Origin of the sequence: Streptomyces sp. ICC1, assembly GCF_003287935.1 — a bacterium.
GTDB lineage: Bacteria > Actinomycetota > Actinomycetes > Streptomycetales > Streptomycetaceae > Streptomyces > Streptomyces tritrimontium.
Map to the genome: position 1 here is coordinate 3934868 of NZ_CP030287.1, position 15847 is coordinate 3950714.

The following is a 15847-nucleotide window of genomic DNA, read 5'->3' on the forward strand; positions in this document are numbered from 1 at the left end:
AAGAGGCCACCTGCAGCCCCGCTCATCCCGCAGGAGCATCGTGGCAACTGGCCGAACTCACCGACCGGCGACCCGCAGCCGAGGTATTCCCGAGGCCACTGTCGCCCGGCTTCCGCTGTACTTGCGTGCCCTCACCGCGCTCTCCGAGCGATCGGTGCCCACGGTGTCCTCCGAGGAGCTCGCCGCAGCCGCCGGAGTCAACTCCGCGAAGCTGCGCAAGGACTTCTCCTACCTCGGCTCCTACGGGACGCGCGGGGTCGGATACGACGTGGAATACCTCGTCTACCAGATCTCCCGCGAGCTCGGACTGACCCAGGACTGGCCGGTCGTCATCGTCGGCATCGGCAACCTGGGCGCGGCCCTCGCCAACTACGGAGGCTTCGCGTCCCGCGGCTTCCGCGTGGCGGCGCTCATCGACGCCGACCCGGCCATGGCCGGGAAGCCCGTCGCGGGCATGCCCGTACAGCACACCGATGACCTGGAGAAGATCATCGAGGAGAACGGCGTCTCGATCGGGGTCATCGCGACCCCGGCCGGTGCGGCGCAGCAGGTGAGCGAGCGGCTGATCGCCGCCGGCGTCACCTCCATCCTGAACTTCGCGCCCACGGTGCTGTCCGTGCCCGACGGCGTGGACGTGCGCAAGGTCGACCTGTCGATCGAGCTGCAGATCCTGGCGTTCCACGAGCAGCGCAAGGCCGGCGAGGAAGCCGCCGCAGCCGCTGCCGCCGGCGGCAGCGCCGCGGGCACCGGCACCGGCGCGGCCCCCGCCGCCGCCGTGGTCCCGCCCGCCGGGCGGGCCGCGGCCGTCGCGCGCAAGGGCAACCCCGAGGGCGACCACCCGGCGGTGATGCCGGCATGAGTCTGCTCGTCGTAGGGCTGAGCCACCGCAGCGCGCCCGTGAGCGTGCTCGAACGCGCCTCGCTGCCCGCCGATGCCAAGGTCAAGCTGCTGCACGACACGCTGGCCGCGGAGCCGGCGGCGGAGGCGGCGGTCCTCGCCACCTGCAACCGCATCGAGCTGTACGCGGACGTGGACAAGTTCCACGCGGGCGTCGCCGAGCTGTCCACCTTGCTGGCGCAGCACAGCGGCGTCGCGCTCGAGGAGCTCACCCCGTACCTCTACGTGCACTACGAGGACCGGGCCGTGCACCACCTCTTCTCGGTGGCGTGCGGACTGGACTCCATGGTCGTGGGCGAGGGACAGATCCTCGGCCAGATCAAGGACGCGCTCGCGCTGGGGCAGGAGCTCCACACCGCGGGCCGGCTGATCAACGACCTCTTCCAGCAGGCGCTGCGCGTCGGCAAGCGGGCGCACTCCGAGACCGGGATCGACCGGGCGGGGCAGTCGCTGGTGACCTTCGGGCTGGAGCAGCTCGCCGTGCACACGCCGGTCGAGCAGTGGGCCGACGGGAAGCGGGCGCTCGTCATCGGGGCCGGATCGATGTCCTCGCTGGCCGCGGCCACGCTGGCGCGGGTCGGCTTCACCGAGATCGTCGTCGCGAACCGGACCGCCGAGCGGGCGGAGCGTTTGGCCGAGATTCTGGTTGCCTCGGGCACCGGGGTGGCGGCTTCTGCCGTTCCGATGGCCTCGGTCGCGGACGAACTGACACGAGTCGACGTCGTGGTGTCGTGTACCGGCGCCACCGGGCTGGTGCTGACCGGGGACGAGGTGGCCGAGGCCGTTGCCCTGGCCGGGCCGGAGGAGGCGGGACCTGCGGGGGCCGTCCCCCACCCGCCCTTCGACCGTTCCCCGGGCTCCGCCCGGACCCCGCGGGGCTCCGCCCCGGACCCCGCGCCTCACACGCCGGCGGGGCTGGATGTGTCCGCCGTCGCGCGGCTCGCCGTGCTCTCGGCCGGCGGTCGGCGGATCGCCGATGGCGGGGCCGTGCGGAGCAAGGTGGTCGTCGAGGAGCGCGACGGATGCCCCGTCGGGCTCGACGCGCCGGCCGCCGATCCGGGACGCACCGCCGACGGGCGGGCCGCGCTCACCGGCGTCGACGCCAGCTCGCTCGAACTGCACGGAACCTGGGCCGATCAGGGCGAGGCGACCGCACAGCGGCAGCCCCGCAAGGGAGCCCGCGGCCAGGTGGACGCGCAGCCCGTACGGCTCGCCCTGCTGGACCTCGCCATGCCGCGCGACATCGACGCCGCCGTCCACCGGATCCCCGGCGTACGGCTCGTCGACATCGAGTCGCTGGCGGAGGCCTCGGCCGACGCGCCGATGGCCGCGGACGTCGACGCCGTACGCGGGATAGTGGCCGAGGAAGTGGCCGCCTTCGGCGCCGCACAGCGGGCCGCGCACATCACGCCCACCGTGGTCGCCCTGCGCGCCATGGCCGCCGAAGTCGTCGCCATGGAAGTGGCACGGTTCGACGGACGGGTACCCGACCTCGACGAGCGGCAGCGGGCCGAAGTGACCCAGACCGTGCGGCGCGTCGTCGACAAGCTCCTCCACGCGCCGACCGTGCGCGTCAAGCAGCTCGCGAGCGAGCCCGGCGGCGCCGGGTACGCCGAGGCGCTGCGCGAACTCTTCGATCTCGACCCGCAGACGGTGGCCTCCGTCAGCCGGGCGGACGCGGCAGACCAGAACGACGACTCAGGACGGGCATCATGAATCCACGTCTCGACCAGCCCCTCCGGCTCGGCACGCGACGCAGCAAGCTGGCCATGTCCCAGTCCGGACATGTGGCCGAGGCGGTACGGGCGATCACCGGCCGACCCGTCGAGCTCGTGGAGATCACGACCTACGGTGACGTGTCCCGTGAGAGCCTCTCGCAGATCGGCGGCACCGGCGTCTTCGTCACCGCCCTGCGCGAGGCCCTCGTACGCGGCGAAGTCGACTTCGCCGTGCACTCGCTGAAGGACCTGCCCACCGCGCAGCCCGCCGAGCTCGTCATCGCCGCCATGCCGCAGCGCGAGGACGCCCGCGACGCGCTCGTCGCCCGCGACGGCCTGACCTTCGAGCAGCTGCCCGACGGCGCGCGCATCGGTACCGGTTCGCCGCGCCGCACGTCCCAGCTGCACGCCTACGCCAAGTCGCTCGGCAAGGTCATCGAGACCGTCGCCATCCGCGGCAACGTCGACACCCGGATCGGGTTCGTGCGGGACGGAGAGCTCGACGCCGTCGTCCTCGCCGCCGCCGGACTCAACCGGATCGGCCGCGGCGACGAGGCCACCGACCTGATCTCCGTCGACAACGTGCTGCCCGCACCCGGCCAGGGTGCCCTGGCCGTGGAGTGCCTCGCGTCCTCGACGGACCTGATCGCCGCGCTCGGCGAGCTCGACGACCCGTACACCCGGGCCGCCGTGACCGCCGAACGTGCCCTGCTCGCCGCCCTGGAGGCCGGCTGCAGCGCCCCCGTCGGGGCGCTCGCCGACCTGCTGGCCGACGGGCAGATTGTCAATGAGATGCGCCTGCGGGGAGTCGTGGGAACCCTCGACGGTTCCACGCTGGTGCAGATGTCCACCACCGGTCCCGTGCCCCAGTCGTACGACGAGGCCATGGCGCTCGGCCGCGAACTCGCGGACGAGATGCTGGCCAAGGGCGCGGCCGGTCTGATGGGGGAGCGGTCGCTTTGAACCCCACAAGTCCCACCACCTCCGCTTTCCCGGCGGTCGCCGTCCACGGGCACGTCACCTTCCTCGGTGCCGGTCCGGGCGACCCGGGTCTGCTGACGCTGCGCGCCGTCGAGGCACTCGCCGCCGCGGACGTCCTGATCGCGGAGCCCGAGGTGCTCGAGGTCGTACGTACGCATGCGCGCGCGGGGGTGGACACGCCGCAGCTGACGATCGCTGACGAGAAGTCAGCAGCCGCCGGGGTCCCGGTGATCCGAGATGCCGCCAATCTTGTCATGGAGGCCGCACGCTCCGGCAGGCGGGTCGTCCGTGCCGTCACCGGCGACCCCGGACTCGACGGACACGCGGCCGACGAGATGCTCGCCTGCGCCACCGAGGGCATCCCCTTCGAGGTCGTCCCCGGCGTCGCGACCGCCGTCGGCGTGCCCGCGTACGCCGGTGTGCCGCTCAGCGGCAAGCAGGGCGCGGACGTGCGGTTCGTGAACGCACGGAGCGCCTCCCAGCGCTGCTGGAGCGAGGCGGGCGCCAGCGACGGCATCCTCGTCGTCTCCGCCACGCTGGAGACCGTGTCGGCGGCCGCCGCCGAGCTGGTGAGCGCCGGGCGCAAGCCCGACACCCCGCTCACCGTGACCGTGGCCGGCACCACGACCCGCCAGCGGACGTGGAGCGCGACCCTGGGCACCATCGCCCAGGTGTTCAAGCAGGGCAAGATCCTCCCCTCGCCCGAGGGATCACGGCCCGTCATAGCCGTGGTCGGGGAGCACGGCGCCGCCGCGCGCCGCGAGGAGCTGTCCTGGTTCGAGTCGAAGCCGCTGTTCGGCTGGCGCGTGCTCGTACCGCGGACCAAGGAGCAGGCAGCCTCGCTCTCCGACCAGCTGCGCTCGTACGGCGCCGTCCCGCACGAGGTGCCCACCATCGCCGTGGAGCCCCCGCGCACCCCGCAGCAGATGGAGCGGGCCGTCAAGGGACTCGTCACCGGCCGCTACGAGTGGATCGCCTTCACCTCGGTGAACGCGGTGAAGGCCGTGCGCGAGAAGTTCGAGGAGTACGGGCTCGACGCCCGTGCCTTCGCCGGCATCAAGGTCGCCGCCGTGGGCGAGCAGACCGCCGCCGCGCTGGTCGAATTCGGCGTCAAGCCCGACCTGGTGCCCAGCGGCGAGCAGTCCGCCGCCGGACTGCTCGAGGACTGGCCGCCGTACGACCCGGTCTTCGACCCGATCGACCGCGTCTTCCTGCCGCGCGCCGACATCGCCACCGAGACCCTGGTCGCCGGGCTGATCGAGCTCGGGTGGGAGGTCGACGACGTCACCGCCTACCGGACCGTGCGCGCGTCCCCGCCGCCGCAGGACACCCGCGAGGCGATCAAGGGCGGCGGCTTCGACGCCGTGCTCTTCACCTCCTCCTCGACCGTGCGCAACCTCGTCGGCATCGCCGGCAAGCCGCACAACGTCACCGTCATCGCCTGTATCGGACCGGCGACGGCCAAGACGGCCGAGGAGCACGGCCTGCGGGTCGACGTCCTCTCGCCGGAGCCGAGCGTCGGCAAGCTGGCGGAGGCCCTCGCCGAATACGGCGCGGCGCGCCGCGAGGCCGCGAAGGAGGCCGGGGAGAACGTCTACCGGCCGAGCGAGCGGCGCCCGGGCGCGCGCAGGCGCCGTACGACGTAGGGGCAGGCAGCTCTCCACGGGGCCCGGGCGCGGTGCGCGCCCGGGCCCTGTGGCATGTTCGGGGCATGACGGCACTGGGGGAAGCGGCACGGGCGGGCGACGCTGAGGCGGTACGGGAACTGCTGCGGGAGGGCGCCGAACCCGACGCGGTGGACGCGCGGGGCCTGCCGCCGCTGTGCGCGGCGGTGGCGGCGTACGCGCACGAGGCGGCCGATCTGCTGGTGGAGGCCGGCGCGGACCCGGACCGGGTGCTGCCGGACGGTACGACCCCGCTGCTGCGGGCCCGTCGAGAGCGGCTCCCCGGCGGTGGTCCGCGCGCTGCTGTGGTCCAGGGACCTCCCCGACCCGGCGGAGCGGCTGCCGGAGGCGGAGCGGGCACGGCTGCTGGACGCGGCCCGGCACTGGTACGGGGCGGGCGCGGAGGCGGAGCTGCGGCGCCGGACGGGTGCTGCGGGCCCGGCCGAGACCGCGACGGTGGAGGACGAGTGGTGCCAGGTCGAGGAGATCACGCTCGGCGGGCTGACGGTACGCGCGGGACACGGCGCCGTACTGACCACCCTGGAGGCGCTGTTCGGCGTCCCGGTCCCCCTGGAGGAACTGGTCGCCCGCGCCGTCCGGCACACCGAATCGCACGTGGACTGGTCCGCGGCCGGCAGACGGCTCGAGGCCCGGCTCGCGGAGGGCAGCCGGGAGGTCGTGACGGCTCTGCGGCACCACCCGTCCCCCGTCCACCGCCGCTTCGCCGCCGACTGGCTGGTGACCGTGCAGTGGCGCCTCAAGGCCGAGGAGTACCCGTACGACGCGGAGGACCGGGAGCTCCTCGCCGCCTGGGCGGACGTGGAGCCGGACCCCGAGGTCCTCGCGGCGGTGCTGTGGGCCATCACCGAACACGACGTGGGGCACCCGCGGCTGGAGTCCATCGGCCTGAGGTACGCCGTCCACCCGGACCCCCGGGTGCGCATGCGGTCGGTGTACTGCATGGGCTGGTCCGACGGGCCGTTCACGGCCGCGGAGCGCGGGGCCCTGGAGCTCCTGGCGGCCGACCCCGACGACGAGGTGCGGTTCTGCGCCGTCCTGAGCCTGCTGGCGGCGGGACAGGACGTGGACGCCCTGCACGGTGTGGTCCGCGACCTGGTCCGCGACCCGCACAGCCCGATGCGGCTGGCGGCCGCGGACAGCATGGCGGAGTCCGCCGACCGCACGGCCGACGCCACGGACCTGCTGCTGTCCCTGCTGGACGCGGGCGAGCAGCTGACCCGCCTGGTCGGCGCCTACGGGCTGGCCCTGCGGGACCATCCGGGCACCCCGGAGGCGTACGCGCGGGCGGAGGAACTCGGCCCGTTCTTCACGCCCGACCACCGGGTGAACGCGCTCTGGAGCTGGCAGGAGCGCAACGACCCCGCCCGGGGCGCCGCCGGTGCACGGTACCCAGACGGCACTGAGTAGCCGAGCGGGTACCGGCGGGCGGGCGGCCCGAGTTGAGTGGTCCCATGACCGCCCACGACCTCGCCCGCAACCCCGACGCCGACCGGGACCGCCGGGCCTACATCGCCCCGCTGGCCTCCACCCTGCTGACGCTGCCGCTCGCGTTCCTGTCCCTGCTGTACGCGGGGCTGTCGCCGATGGCCTGCGACTCCTGCGCCACGGAGGCCGCCCACGCCTTCGACGCGAGCTTCGAGACCGCCTGGCCGGTGTTCTGGGTCGGCCTGCTGGGCACGCTGGCCCTGCTGGTGTGGTGCTGGGCCCTCCCGTGGCGGACCGGCAACGCCGCCCGCCGCGTCGGCATCGCGCTCGCCGCGCCCGCGCTGGTGCTCCTGAACGCGGCGGTGTTCTGGGCCCTGCTGGACCTGCCGTAGGACCCCGCCGGGCCTCGGGACCGGGGCCCGCCCTCCCGGCGGCAGCGCCTAGGCTTGGCAGCGACTGCTGTCGAAGCGCGAAGAGGCGACCAGAAGATGAGCACGTACGGATCCTTCCCCGGCTCGCGGCCCCGCCGGCTGCGCACCACCCCGGCGATGCGGAGGATGGTCGCGGAGACCAGGCTGCACCCCTCGGACCTGATCCTCCCGGCCTTCGTGCGGGAGGGGATCTCGGAGCCGCTCGCCATCTCGGCGATGCCGGGCGTGGTCCAGCACACCCGGGACACGCTGCGGAAGGCCGCCGTGGAGGCGGTCGCGGCGGGCGTCTCGGGGATCATGCTGTTCGGGGTCCCGGCGGACGAGAACAAGGACGCGCGGGGCACGGCGGGCACCGAGCCGGACGGGATCCTGCAGCTCGCGATCCGCGACGTGAAGGCCGAGGTCGGGGACGAGCTCGTCATCATGTCGGACCTCTGCCTCGACGAGTACACCGACCACGGGCACTGCGGGGTCCTGGACGAGCACGGGCGCGTCGACAACGACGCGACGCTGGAGCGCTACGCCGAGATGGCGCAGGTCCAGGCCGACGCGGGCGTCCACGTGGTCGGCCCCAGCGGGATGATGGACGGCCAGGTCGGCGTCGTCCGCGACGCGCTGGACGAGACGGGCCACGAGGACGTCTCCATCCTCGCGTACACGGCGAAGTACTCCTCCGCCTTCTACGGCCCCTTCCGCGAGGCCGTCGCCTCCTCGCTCCAGGGCGACCGCAAGACGTACCAGCAGGACCCGGCGAACGCCCGCGAGTCGCTGCGCGAGCTCGCCCTCGACCTGGAGGAGGGTGCGGACATGGTCATGGTCAAGCCGGCCGGTCCCTACCTCGACATCCTGTACCGGGTCGCGCAGGCGGTCGACGTGCCGGTGGCGGCGTACCAGATCAGCGGCGAGTTCGCGATGATCGAGGCGGCGGCGGAGAAGGGCTGGATCGAGCGAGACCGGGCCATCCTGGAGACGCTGCTCGGCATCAAGCGCGCGGGCGCGGACACGATCCTGACGTACTGGGCGACGGAGGTCGCGGGCTGGCTCCGCGCGGAGCGCTGACGCTGGCCGCTGGGTTTGGGGGGCGGTGCGGGGCGGGACGCAGCCGCCCCCGTGCCGCCGACTCGCGTCGTGTCCCGCCCAGGCGCACGCTGGAAGCAGGGTGAACCCCTGGAGGTGATGCACCATGTCCACACTCGTCGGGTGGCATGCGGAGCTCGAATTCACCGAGGAGGGCCACCGCACCAGTGCGGCGGCCCTGGTAAGGCTCGGGGACGGCTCCGAGATCAGAGCGCACGGCTACGCCATGCGCCACCCCTCCGACCCGGAGCAGCTGAGGGTCGGGGAAGAGATCGCGGGTGCTCGCGCGCTCATGGATCTCGCGTCGCAGATGCTGCAGAAGGCCCACTCCGAGATCGACGAGGCGACGGGCCGCCATTCCTACCCGCTCAATCGCTGAGCGCACGGCCGACCCCTGGCCGCCCCCACCCGGAGCCGTCAGCGGGTCCGGCCGCGGAACAGGGTGCCCGCCAAGGCCACGGCCACCGCCGTGATGCCCGCGCACCAGGCCAGCGCCACCCAGGGGGAGTTCCCCGCCGACTGCGCCAGCAGCAGTGCGCGCAGGGATTCGATGACCGGGGTCAGCGGCTGGTTCTCGGCGAAGCCGTGCAGCCAGGTCGGCATCGTGTGGATCGGGACGAACGCGCTGGACGGGTACGGCAGGAACATCATCAGGAACGTGAAACCGCCAGCCGCCTCGGGGGACTTGGCGAGCAGACCGAGTACGGCGGCAAGCCACGAGATCGCCGTGATGTACGCGAGCAGCAGTCCGGCCGCAGCGAGGAAGGCGAGCGGTCCGGCCTGGGGTCGGAAGCCGATGGCGAGGGCGACGGCGAGGACCAGGACGGTGGACAGCAGGTTGCGCAGGACGGAGGCCGTGACGTGGGCGGCCAGGATCGGGACGCCTCCGATGTCCAGGGAGCGGAAGCGGTCGACGATCCCGTTCTTCATGTCGTCCGCGACGCTGACGGCGGTGCTCGCCGCGCCGAAGCCCGCGCAGAGGAGCATGGCGCCGGGGACGACGTACGTCACGTACTCGGTCCCGGTGTCGATGGCGCCGCCGAAGAAGTAGACGAAGATCAGCATCAGCATCACGGGGAGCATCAGCGCGGCGATCAGCGCGTCCGGGCTGCGGCGGCTGATGCGCAGGCTGCGGCCGGCCAGCGCGAGCGCGGCGGTGGGGGCAGTCATCGTGGTCGTCATGGTCATCGGGCAGCTCCCGTCAGGGCGAGGAACACGTCGTCGAGGGTGGCGGTGCGCACCGCGAAGCGGGCGATGTCGGTGCAGTCCGGGTCGAGTTCGTCGAGCAGGGCACGGACGTGGGCCGCGCTGCCGTCGGTGGGCAGGCCCAGGGTGAGCTCGTCCGGTACGAGGTGCACCGCGCGCGGGGTCAGTGCGTCGTAGGCGGCCCGGTGGGTCAGGGTCAGGTCGAGGCGGTGGCCCGCGACCCGCGACTTGAGCGCGGCGGGCGTGCCCTCGGCGACGATCCGCCCCTCGGCCAGGACGACGACGCGGTCGGCGAGCCGGTCGGCCTCCTCCAGGTACTGGGTGGTGAGCAGCACGGTCGTGCCGTCCGCGCGCAGTTCCCGTACGAGGTCCCACAGGTCCTGGCGGCTGCGCGGGTCGAGTCCGGTCGTCGGCTCGTCCAGGAAGATCACCTCCGGCTGCGAGACCAGGCTTGCGGCGAGGTCGAGGCGCCGTCGCATGCCTCCCGAGTACGTCTTCGCCGTGCGCGCGGCGGCCTCGGCGAGTCCGAAGCGCTCCAGCAGTTCGTCGGCCCGGGCCCGCGCCGCGCGCGGGCGCAGTCCGCGCAGGCGGCCCATCATGCGCAGCATCTCGGCGCCGGTCTGGAGTTCGTCGACGGCCGCGAACTGCCCGGTGAGGCTGATGGAGCGGCGTACGAGGGCCCGTGCGGACGCGGTGTCGTGGCCCGCGACGCGGGCGGTCCCGGAGTCGGGCTCGGTGAGGGTCGCCAAGATGCGGACGGTGGTGGTCTTCCCGGCGCCGTTGGGGCCGAGGAGGGCGAGGACGCTGCCGCGCGGGACGGCGAGGTCGATGCCGTCGAGGACGCGCAGGGCGCCGTAGGACTTGGTCAGGGCGGTGGCGTGGATGCCGAGGTCGTCGTGCGTGGTCATCGCGGACCGCGCTCCCTTCTGGCTTCTGCGTATGGGTTACGCGCTACTGCGTAAGTAATACACAGAACTAGGATGTGGGTCAACGACTCATCAGGGAGGAGGCGGCGATGGCGAAGGACCCCGACGGGGAAACCGGGCTCCCGGCGAGCCTGGAGATGGCCTGGGGTCTGCGCGAACGCCCCGGCAAGGGCCCCCGCCCCACCCTCACGCTCCCCCGGATCGTGGACGCCGCCGTCGCGCTCGCCGCGGGGGAGGGGATGGACGCCGTCTCCATGGGCCGGGTGGCCAAGGAACTGGGCGTCTCGACGATGTCCCTCTACCGGTACGTCACGGCGAAGGAAGAGCTGTACATCCTGATGGCCGACGCGGGCGTCGGCACCCCGCCGCCCGAGCCGTCCGGCGGCGGGGAGGGGATGGGCTGGCGGGAGCTGCTGTCGCAGTGGGCGTACGCGCAGCGGACCGTCCTGATGATGAACACCTGGATCCTGCGCATCCCGATCACCGGGGCGCCGGTCAGCCCGAACCAGCTCGCCTGGATGGAACGCGGGCTCGCGGCGATGGCCGGGACCGCCCTGCGGGAGAGCGAGAAGGTCTCGGCGATCGTCCTCATCGGGGGCCTGGTCCGCAACGAGGCGACGATGGCCGCGGACATGATGGACGCCATCGTGAAGTCCGGCGTCGCACCGGACCAGGTGCTGGGCCAGTACGTGCGCACGCTGCGGCTGATGACCGGCCCGGACACGCACCCGGCGGTGACCCGGCTGCTGGAGTCCGACGCGTTCACGGGCTCGGACGAGCCGGACTTCCAGTTCCGCTTCGGCCTGAACCGCATTCTGGACGGCCTGGCCGCGCTGATCGGCGAGCGGTCCGCTCCGTGAGCCCTTGGGGCGGACGTGAGGGAGGCGCAGGAGCGGGCCGCCGCCCTCTACGGCAGCGACGGGGAGCTTGAGGGCGAGGCCGTGGCGGTCGGCAACGCTCCGCCGGCGTCCGAGCCCCAAAGCCCGCCGGCCCCGCCGCCGGCGCGACCGCTTCAGGCGCTGAGCCGGCCCGCCAGCCGGGTCATCGCCTCCCGGAGTTCGCGTTCCGCGCCCAGCGGGACGATCGCCGCGCGGGTCGGGACGCGGACGCCGCCCGTCAGGGCCACCCGGGTGCCGCCGCCCGGTTCCGGGGCGGCGGCCATGCCGATGATCAGGAAGCGGCTCTGGAGCCAGCACCAGCCCGGGCGCAGGACGCCGCGGAAGTGCGCGCGCAGACCGTATTTGCTGCGCGCCAGGGCCTCCACGCGGTCGCCCGTGACCCGGAGCACGCGCACGGTGCGCATGTCCGGCTGGAAGCGGCCGAACTCGCCCTCCAGGTCCGACATCACCGCCCAGACGGCCTCCACGGGGGCCGGGAGGACCCCTTCGACGACCCGGGCTCCCGGGACGCCGGCCGCCATGACGCGCAGGCGGGCGATCGAATCCATCTCGTACGTCCTGTCGTATGCCCTCTCGTACGTCATGCGGACCACGCCTTCCGGAAGCTCGAACGGGCCCGGTGCAGCCGGGACTTGGCGGTGCCCGGCGGGACGCCGAGCAGGGCGGCGGCGGACTCCTCGTCGAGGCCTTCGACGTCCCGGAGTACGAGGACGGCCCGGTGAGCGGGGGAGAGGCGGGCCAGGACGTCCTCGATGTCGACGGCGAGCTGCGGGTCGTCCGGGGCGGGTACGTCGGCCAGTTCGGCCGGGCGGTCGCGGGCCGCGCGCCGGGCGGTGCGGACGGCTTCGCGGACCGCGACGGACCGGACCCAGCCGTACAGGGTCTCCGGGTCCCGCAGGGTGCGCAGCGACCGAAAGACGTTGAGCAGGGCCTCCTGCGTGGCGTCCGGGCCGTCCGCGAGGGCGATCGGTACGCAGATCCGGGCGATGTACGGGGTCAGGTGGTCGAGGAGGTCGTGCAGCGCGAGGGTGTCTCCGCCCCGGGCCGCGCGCGCGAGGGCGACTCCCCGGGCGCGGGCGGCGGGGGTGAGGGGTCCCCTCGGCGGGGCCGGCGGGTTCACCGGGCTCGCGCCAGACGCGCCGCGGCCCAGCCGAAGCCGAGGCAGGCGGGGGTGTAGAGCGCGAGGTTGAGGGTGCGGAAGGGGCCGTCCGCCGGGCTGTCGAGGAGGCCGGCGGCCCAGCCCAGGCCCGCGAGGCCGCGTACGGCCAGACCGGCGGCGACGGCTGCCGTCACCAGGCGGGCGGGCCGCCCTCCCTGGCCCCGCGCGTGCGCGAGTACGGCGGCGGCCCCGGTCAGGGTGAGCGCGGCGAGCGGCAGGACGACGGGCGGCCCGAAGGACACCTCCGTGCCGAGCACGGCCAGCGACAGGGTCCGCTCGTCGGGGGCGGGCCAGGTCAGGCCGGTGGCCCAGTACAGGTGGACCAGCCCGTCGGTGGCGAGCAGCGCGGCGAGCGTCCGCCCGGTGCGCCTTCGCGTCGTGTCCTTCATGTGTGCCCCCTCGGTGGTGAAACGCTCCGGCACACAGAGGAGGGGGCTCACAGGGGAGACGTTCCCTGTGAGCCCCGTCACGCGAGCGGGTGAGCGGCTGAGGGGGTGGGGCTGTCTTTTTTACACATCTCCGAGCCCACGAGACTAGGCATGCCCTCGTCTGGCGTTTTCTGTTTGAAAAAAAAAAGCTGGGGTCGGGGCCATGGGAGGACACGGGGACTCCACGGTTCGGGGCTTCGGCGCGGCGCGCCGGATGAAGCCGAGGTAACTGCCTCCGGCGGCGATCGTCAGGAAGAACATCCCGGCGAACATCGGGAAGCTGAGGGCGTCGAAGGTGGCGGCGCTGACCAGGGCGACGAGGGCCGAGGCGAAGAAGGCCTGGCCGAGCTCGCGGTCGGACTCGCAGGCGGCGATTCTCCGGATGGCGCCGCCCTGGTGGATCCCGGTGAGGAACAGGGCCAGGAGCGCGACGAGGCCCAGCAGGCCCATTTCCGCCAGGGTCAGCATGTACTGGTTGTCGGTGAAGAAGTAGAGGTCGGGGGTGAAGGTGCCCAGGCCCCGTCCGAACAGCGGGCGGTCCTCCAGGTAGGGGACGATCGCGCTGTACTTGACGGTTCGGGCCTGGGTGCTGCTGTCGGAGTTCGACAGGAAGGACGCGAAGAGCGTGGTGATCGTGCCGATCAGCCCCGGTACGAGGACCTTGAAGATCGCCACGGAACCCAGGAGCAGGCCGAAGGTGGTCCAGCGCCGCTGCGGCTTCCACCGCGGCACCATCACCAGGACGACGATCAGCGCGCCGATGATGGAGGTGCGCGACACCGTCAGCGGCAGGGCCCCGCCCATCAGGGCCACCGGTGCCCAGCGGCGCCACCGGGTCAGGTGCGCGCGGGCCGGATCGAAGGCCTGCTGCACGGCGAAGGGCAGCATCAGGGCGAGCATGCCGCCGAACTCCAGCGGCTGCGCCGTCGTCGAGCGCGGCCTGGTGAAGGCCCCCCGGTCGAGCGCGGTGATCTGGGCCACGCTCGACTGGAGCCCCGGGATGCTGATCTTCTCGGCGATGTTCGTGGCGGTGAAGAAGTCGTAGTAGCCGATGGCGGCCACCAGCGCCCCCATCACCACGGCCCGTCGCAGCAGGACGTCGAGGCGGGCCCGGTCCTGGATGCCGGCCGACACCAGCACCACGATCGAGACCCAGACGAGCAGTCCGATCAGCCCGCGGTCGGCCCCCAGCACCTCCTTGTGGGTACTGCCCCGGGAGGCGTTCCCGAGGTAGGAGGCGAGGACCGACACGGCCAGCAGCCACATCGCGATCCGGGGCAGCCGGGTGCCGTGAGCGGGCCGGATCCGGCCGGTCAGCCAGGTCGCGAGGTACCAGAACAGCCCCAGGATCGCGAACACGTTGGCCGGGGTGCCCACCCCTCCCAGCCCCGGAAGGGTGAGGTTCGAGGGGATGAAGAAGGCCAGCGCGAGATAGCCGGTGAGCAGCGCGGTGGCGTCCAGTTGCCGGGCCCTGGTCCGCCTGCGCACCCGCGCCGTCGCCCCGGCGGCCGCTCCGCCGGCTTCGGCGGCCCGCGCGGCTTCGACTGCTTCGCGCCGCCGGCGCCGGGACGCGAGCAGGCTCTCCGTCACGAAGGACAGGGTGAAGCCGGCGACCAGGCCGGCGATGAGGACGGCGAGCACCTGTTGGTAGCGGCTCTTGAGCTGGGGCTTGGGGGTCTGCGGGAGCACCACCGGGGCGGTCTGCACGAAGTAGGCGGGTTGTACCTTGGCCGCCGACTGGAGGGCGTTGAGCTGCTCCCCGGCGAACGCGGTGAGCGTGCTGGTCTCCTTGAGCACCTTGGCCCGGTCGTTGCCCGTGACCGTTAACGTGAGCATGGGGCCCGAGGTGTTCGCGGCGAATCCGACGGTGTAGGGATCGGTGACGCCGAGCCCCTGCAGGTCCCGGGCCGCGTCGGCCCCCGACAGGGTCCTGATGAGCACGTCGGCGGTGACGACCAGCGAACCGCCCGCGTTGGAGATGGGGTTGCCGAAGGTCGGAGCCAGTTCCGCGACCGCCGAGGAGTCGAGCAGCGCCACCGAGCTCTGCGACTGGTAGGACACCGGAACCGACTCGTACAGGTGCAGGCCGGCGAGGATTCCCATCATCGTCAGGGGCATCATCACGTACCAGCGGCGCCTCAACACGGCGCCTATCTCACCGATGTTCACGAACGCCCCCCATGAGGGCCGGGAACCGATGGCGGGCCGACCCGCGTCCTGGGAAGATCGATCACGACGGAAGGAATCCTGTGTCGCCTGGTGAGTTGTTCCGCACGCTGCGCCGCCGCTGGTACGTCCTGGTGCTGGCGGCGGCGCTCGCGGCCGCCGGAGCCCTGCAGGTGCTCCGCCCCACCCAGACCTACGTGAGCACGGCGATCGTCGTGCTCAAGCCGCCGGTGACCGGCAACCAGCCCAACCAGCTCGCCAACCTGCAGCCGCCGCTGGCCGCGGTCTCCTACGCGGCGGTGCAGCAGTTGGACTCCCCGGACGGGGAGGCCGAGTTGCGCGCCGCGGGGGTGGAGGGCGAGTACCGGATGACACCGCGCAACAGCGGCACGAGCGTCACCCCCCGCTATCTGATCCCCTCGCTCCAGGTGCAGGCGGAGCACGTGGACCCCGTCGTGGCCGACCGCTCCGTCCTGAAGGTCGTCGAGGTCTACACGAAGCACCTCTCGGACATGCAGGCCGAGCAGCGGATCCCGGCGGCGGCGCGGATGAGCGTGACCCTCCTCGTACCGCCGACCTCGGTCGCGCAGACCGGTACGAAGAGCCGTGGCCTGGCCGGGACGGCGCTGCTGGCCGTGGTCGGCGGAGTCGCGTGCACGCTGTGGACCGACCAGCTCCTGACACGCCGGAGCCGGAGCCGGCGCGAAAGCGCCGACGCCGGTCCGCAGGAGACGGCCGAAGGCCGTGTACCCGCGGCCGCGGCGGCCCGCTGAGGAAGCGGGCCGCCGGGCCGGGTGTGCCCCAACCGCGGGGCGGTGGTGCGGATGGTGCATGTGGTGCGGGTGGTGC

General features: G+C 73.1%; 16 protein-coding genes. 10 read left to right on the forward strand and 6 right to left on the reverse strand.

What is annotated here, in order from left to right:
• Positions 1-40 precede the first annotated feature (40 nt).
• From DRB96_RS18550 to DRB96_RS18585, 8 genes are all read left to right on the forward strand, one after another.
• Positions 41-859, forward strand: coding sequence for a redox-sensing transcriptional repressor Rex (locus DRB96_RS18550; RefSeq protein WP_112449471.1), 819 nt, complete (start codon positions 41-43; stop codon positions 857-859).
• Entirely contained in the window at positions 856-2613 is a 1758-nt protein-coding gene (locus tag DRB96_RS18555; RefSeq protein WP_112449472.1) for a glutamyl-tRNA reductase, read from the forward strand. The genes DRB96_RS18550 and DRB96_RS18555 overlap by 4 nt, the downstream gene beginning before the upstream one ends.
• On the forward strand, positions 2610-3578 hold the full coding sequence (gene hemC / locus DRB96_RS18560; RefSeq protein ID WP_112449473.1) for a hydroxymethylbilane synthase: 969 nt from the start codon (positions 2610-2612) through the stop codon (positions 3576-3578). Before DRB96_RS18555 ends, hemC begins: the two co-directional genes overlap by 4 nt.
• Positions 3575-5242, forward strand: coding sequence for a bifunctional uroporphyrinogen-III C-methyltransferase/uroporphyrinogen-III synthase (locus DRB96_RS18565; RefSeq protein WP_112449474.1), 1668 nt, complete (start codon positions 3575-3577; stop codon positions 5240-5242). Before hemC ends, DRB96_RS18565 begins: the two co-directional genes overlap by 4 nt.
• Positions 5243-5548: 306 nt before the next feature.
• Positions 5549-6688: a HEAT repeat domain-containing protein gene (locus DRB96_RS18570; RefSeq protein WP_112449475.1), complete on the forward strand. Its 1140-nt coding sequence runs from the start codon at positions 5549-5551 to the stop codon at positions 6686-6688.
• 44 nt (positions 6689-6732) lie between these two features.
• Complete coding sequence (locus tag DRB96_RS18575; protein WP_112449476.1) at positions 6733-7098, forward strand: hypothetical protein; 366 nt, start codon at positions 6733-6735, stop codon at positions 7096-7098.
• 96 nt (positions 7099-7194) lie between these two features.
• The gene (gene hemB / locus DRB96_RS18580) at positions 7195-8196 is read left to right on the forward strand and encodes a porphobilinogen synthase (RefSeq protein ID WP_112449477.1); all 1002 of its coding nucleotides are present in this window, start codon (positions 7195-7197) and stop codon (positions 8194-8196) included.
• Between the two features lie 124 nt (positions 8197-8320).
• A complete protein-coding gene (locus DRB96_RS18585) occupies positions 8321-8593 on the forward strand; it encodes a DUF1876 domain-containing protein (protein WP_112449478.1) in 273 nt (90 codons plus the stop codon).
• A gap of 38 nt (positions 8594-8631) precedes the next feature.
• On the opposite strand, the gene DRB96_RS18590 is transcribed toward DRB96_RS18585, so the two are convergent.
• Together DRB96_RS18590 and DRB96_RS18595 are read right to left on the reverse strand one after the other, a co-directional pair.
• Entirely contained in the window at positions 8632-9396 is a 765-nt protein-coding gene (locus DRB96_RS18590; RefSeq protein ID WP_239516864.1) for an ABC transporter permease, read from the reverse strand.
• 2 nt (positions 9397-9398) lie between these two features.
• A complete protein-coding gene (locus tag DRB96_RS18595) occupies positions 9399-10328 on the reverse strand; it encodes an ATP-binding cassette domain-containing protein (protein ID WP_112449479.1) in 930 nt (309 codons plus the stop codon).
• A gap of 107 nt (positions 10329-10435) precedes the next feature.
• Between DRB96_RS18595 and DRB96_RS18600 the strand changes: the two genes are divergently transcribed.
• Positions 10436-11206, forward strand: coding sequence for a TetR/AcrR family transcriptional regulator (locus tag DRB96_RS18600; RefSeq protein WP_112449480.1), 771 nt, complete (start codon positions 10436-10438; stop codon positions 11204-11206).
• A gap of 152 nt (positions 11207-11358) precedes the next feature.
• Here DRB96_RS18600 and DRB96_RS18605 read toward each other — a convergent pair whose 3' ends face one another.
• The 4 genes from DRB96_RS18605 to DRB96_RS18620 form a co-directional block, all read right to left on the reverse strand.
• The gene (locus DRB96_RS18605) at positions 11359-11829 is read right to left on the reverse strand and encodes an SRPBCC family protein (protein WP_112453536.1); all 471 of its coding nucleotides are present in this window, start codon (positions 11827-11829) and stop codon (positions 11359-11361) included.
• Positions 11826-12365 (reverse strand): sigma-70 family RNA polymerase sigma factor, encoded by a 540-nt coding sequence (locus DRB96_RS18610; protein WP_112449481.1) that lies wholly within the window; start codon positions 12363-12365, stop codon positions 11826-11828. Before DRB96_RS18610 ends, DRB96_RS18605 begins: the two co-directional genes overlap by 4 nt.
• The gene (locus DRB96_RS18615) at positions 12362-12793 is read right to left on the reverse strand and encodes a DUF3995 domain-containing protein (RefSeq protein ID WP_112453537.1); all 432 of its coding nucleotides are present in this window, start codon (positions 12791-12793) and stop codon (positions 12362-12364) included. The genes DRB96_RS18610 and DRB96_RS18615 overlap by 4 nt, the downstream gene beginning before the upstream one ends.
• Positions 12794-12937: 144 nt before the next feature.
• Entirely contained in the window at positions 12938-15001 is a 2064-nt protein-coding gene (locus DRB96_RS18620) for an O-antigen ligase family protein (RefSeq protein ID WP_112449482.1), read from the reverse strand.
• A gap of 80 nt (positions 15002-15081) precedes the next feature.
• Between DRB96_RS18620 and DRB96_RS18625 the strand changes: the two genes are divergently transcribed.
• Positions 15082-15771, forward strand: a complete 690-nt coding sequence (locus DRB96_RS18625) for a hypothetical protein (RefSeq protein ID WP_162688848.1) — start codon at positions 15082-15084, stop codon at positions 15769-15771.
• The last annotated feature ends 76 nt before the right edge of the window (positions 15772-15847 follow it).

Coding starts and splice junctions, on each gene's coding strand:
- DRB96_RS18555 (WP_112449472.1), top strand. CDS start 856: ATGAGTCTGCTCGTCGTAGGGCTGAGCCACCGCAGCGCGCCCGTGAGC.
- hemC (WP_112449473.1), top strand. CDS start 2,610: ATGAATCCACGTCTCGACCAGCCCCTCCGGCTCGGCACGCGACGCAGC.
- DRB96_RS18575 (WP_112449476.1), top strand. CDS start 6,733: ATGACCGCCCACGACCTCGCCCGCAACCCCGACGCCGACCGGGACCGC.
- hemB (WP_112449477.1), top strand. CDS start 7,195: ATGAGCACGTACGGATCCTTCCCCGGCTCGCGGCCCCGCCGGCTGCGC.
- DRB96_RS18585 (WP_112449478.1), top strand. CDS start 8,321: ATGTCCACACTCGTCGGGTGGCATGCGGAGCTCGAATTCACCGAGGAG.
- DRB96_RS18590 (WP_239516864.1), bottom strand. CDS start 9,396: ATGACGACCACGATGACTGCCCCCACCGCCGCGCTCGCGCTGGCCGGC.
- DRB96_RS18595 (WP_112449479.1), bottom strand. CDS start 10,328: ATGACCACGCACGACGACCTCGGCATCCACGCCACCGCCCTGACCAAG.
- DRB96_RS18600 (WP_112449480.1), top strand. CDS start 10,436: ATGGCGAAGGACCCCGACGGGGAAACCGGGCTCCCGGCGAGCCTGGAG.
- DRB96_RS18605 (WP_112453536.1), bottom strand. CDS start 11,829: ATGACGTACGAGAGGGCATACGACAGGACGTACGAGATGGATTCGATC.
- DRB96_RS18615 (WP_112453537.1), bottom strand. CDS start 12,793: ATGAAGGACACGACGCGAAGGCGCACCGGGCGGACGCTCGCCGCGCTG.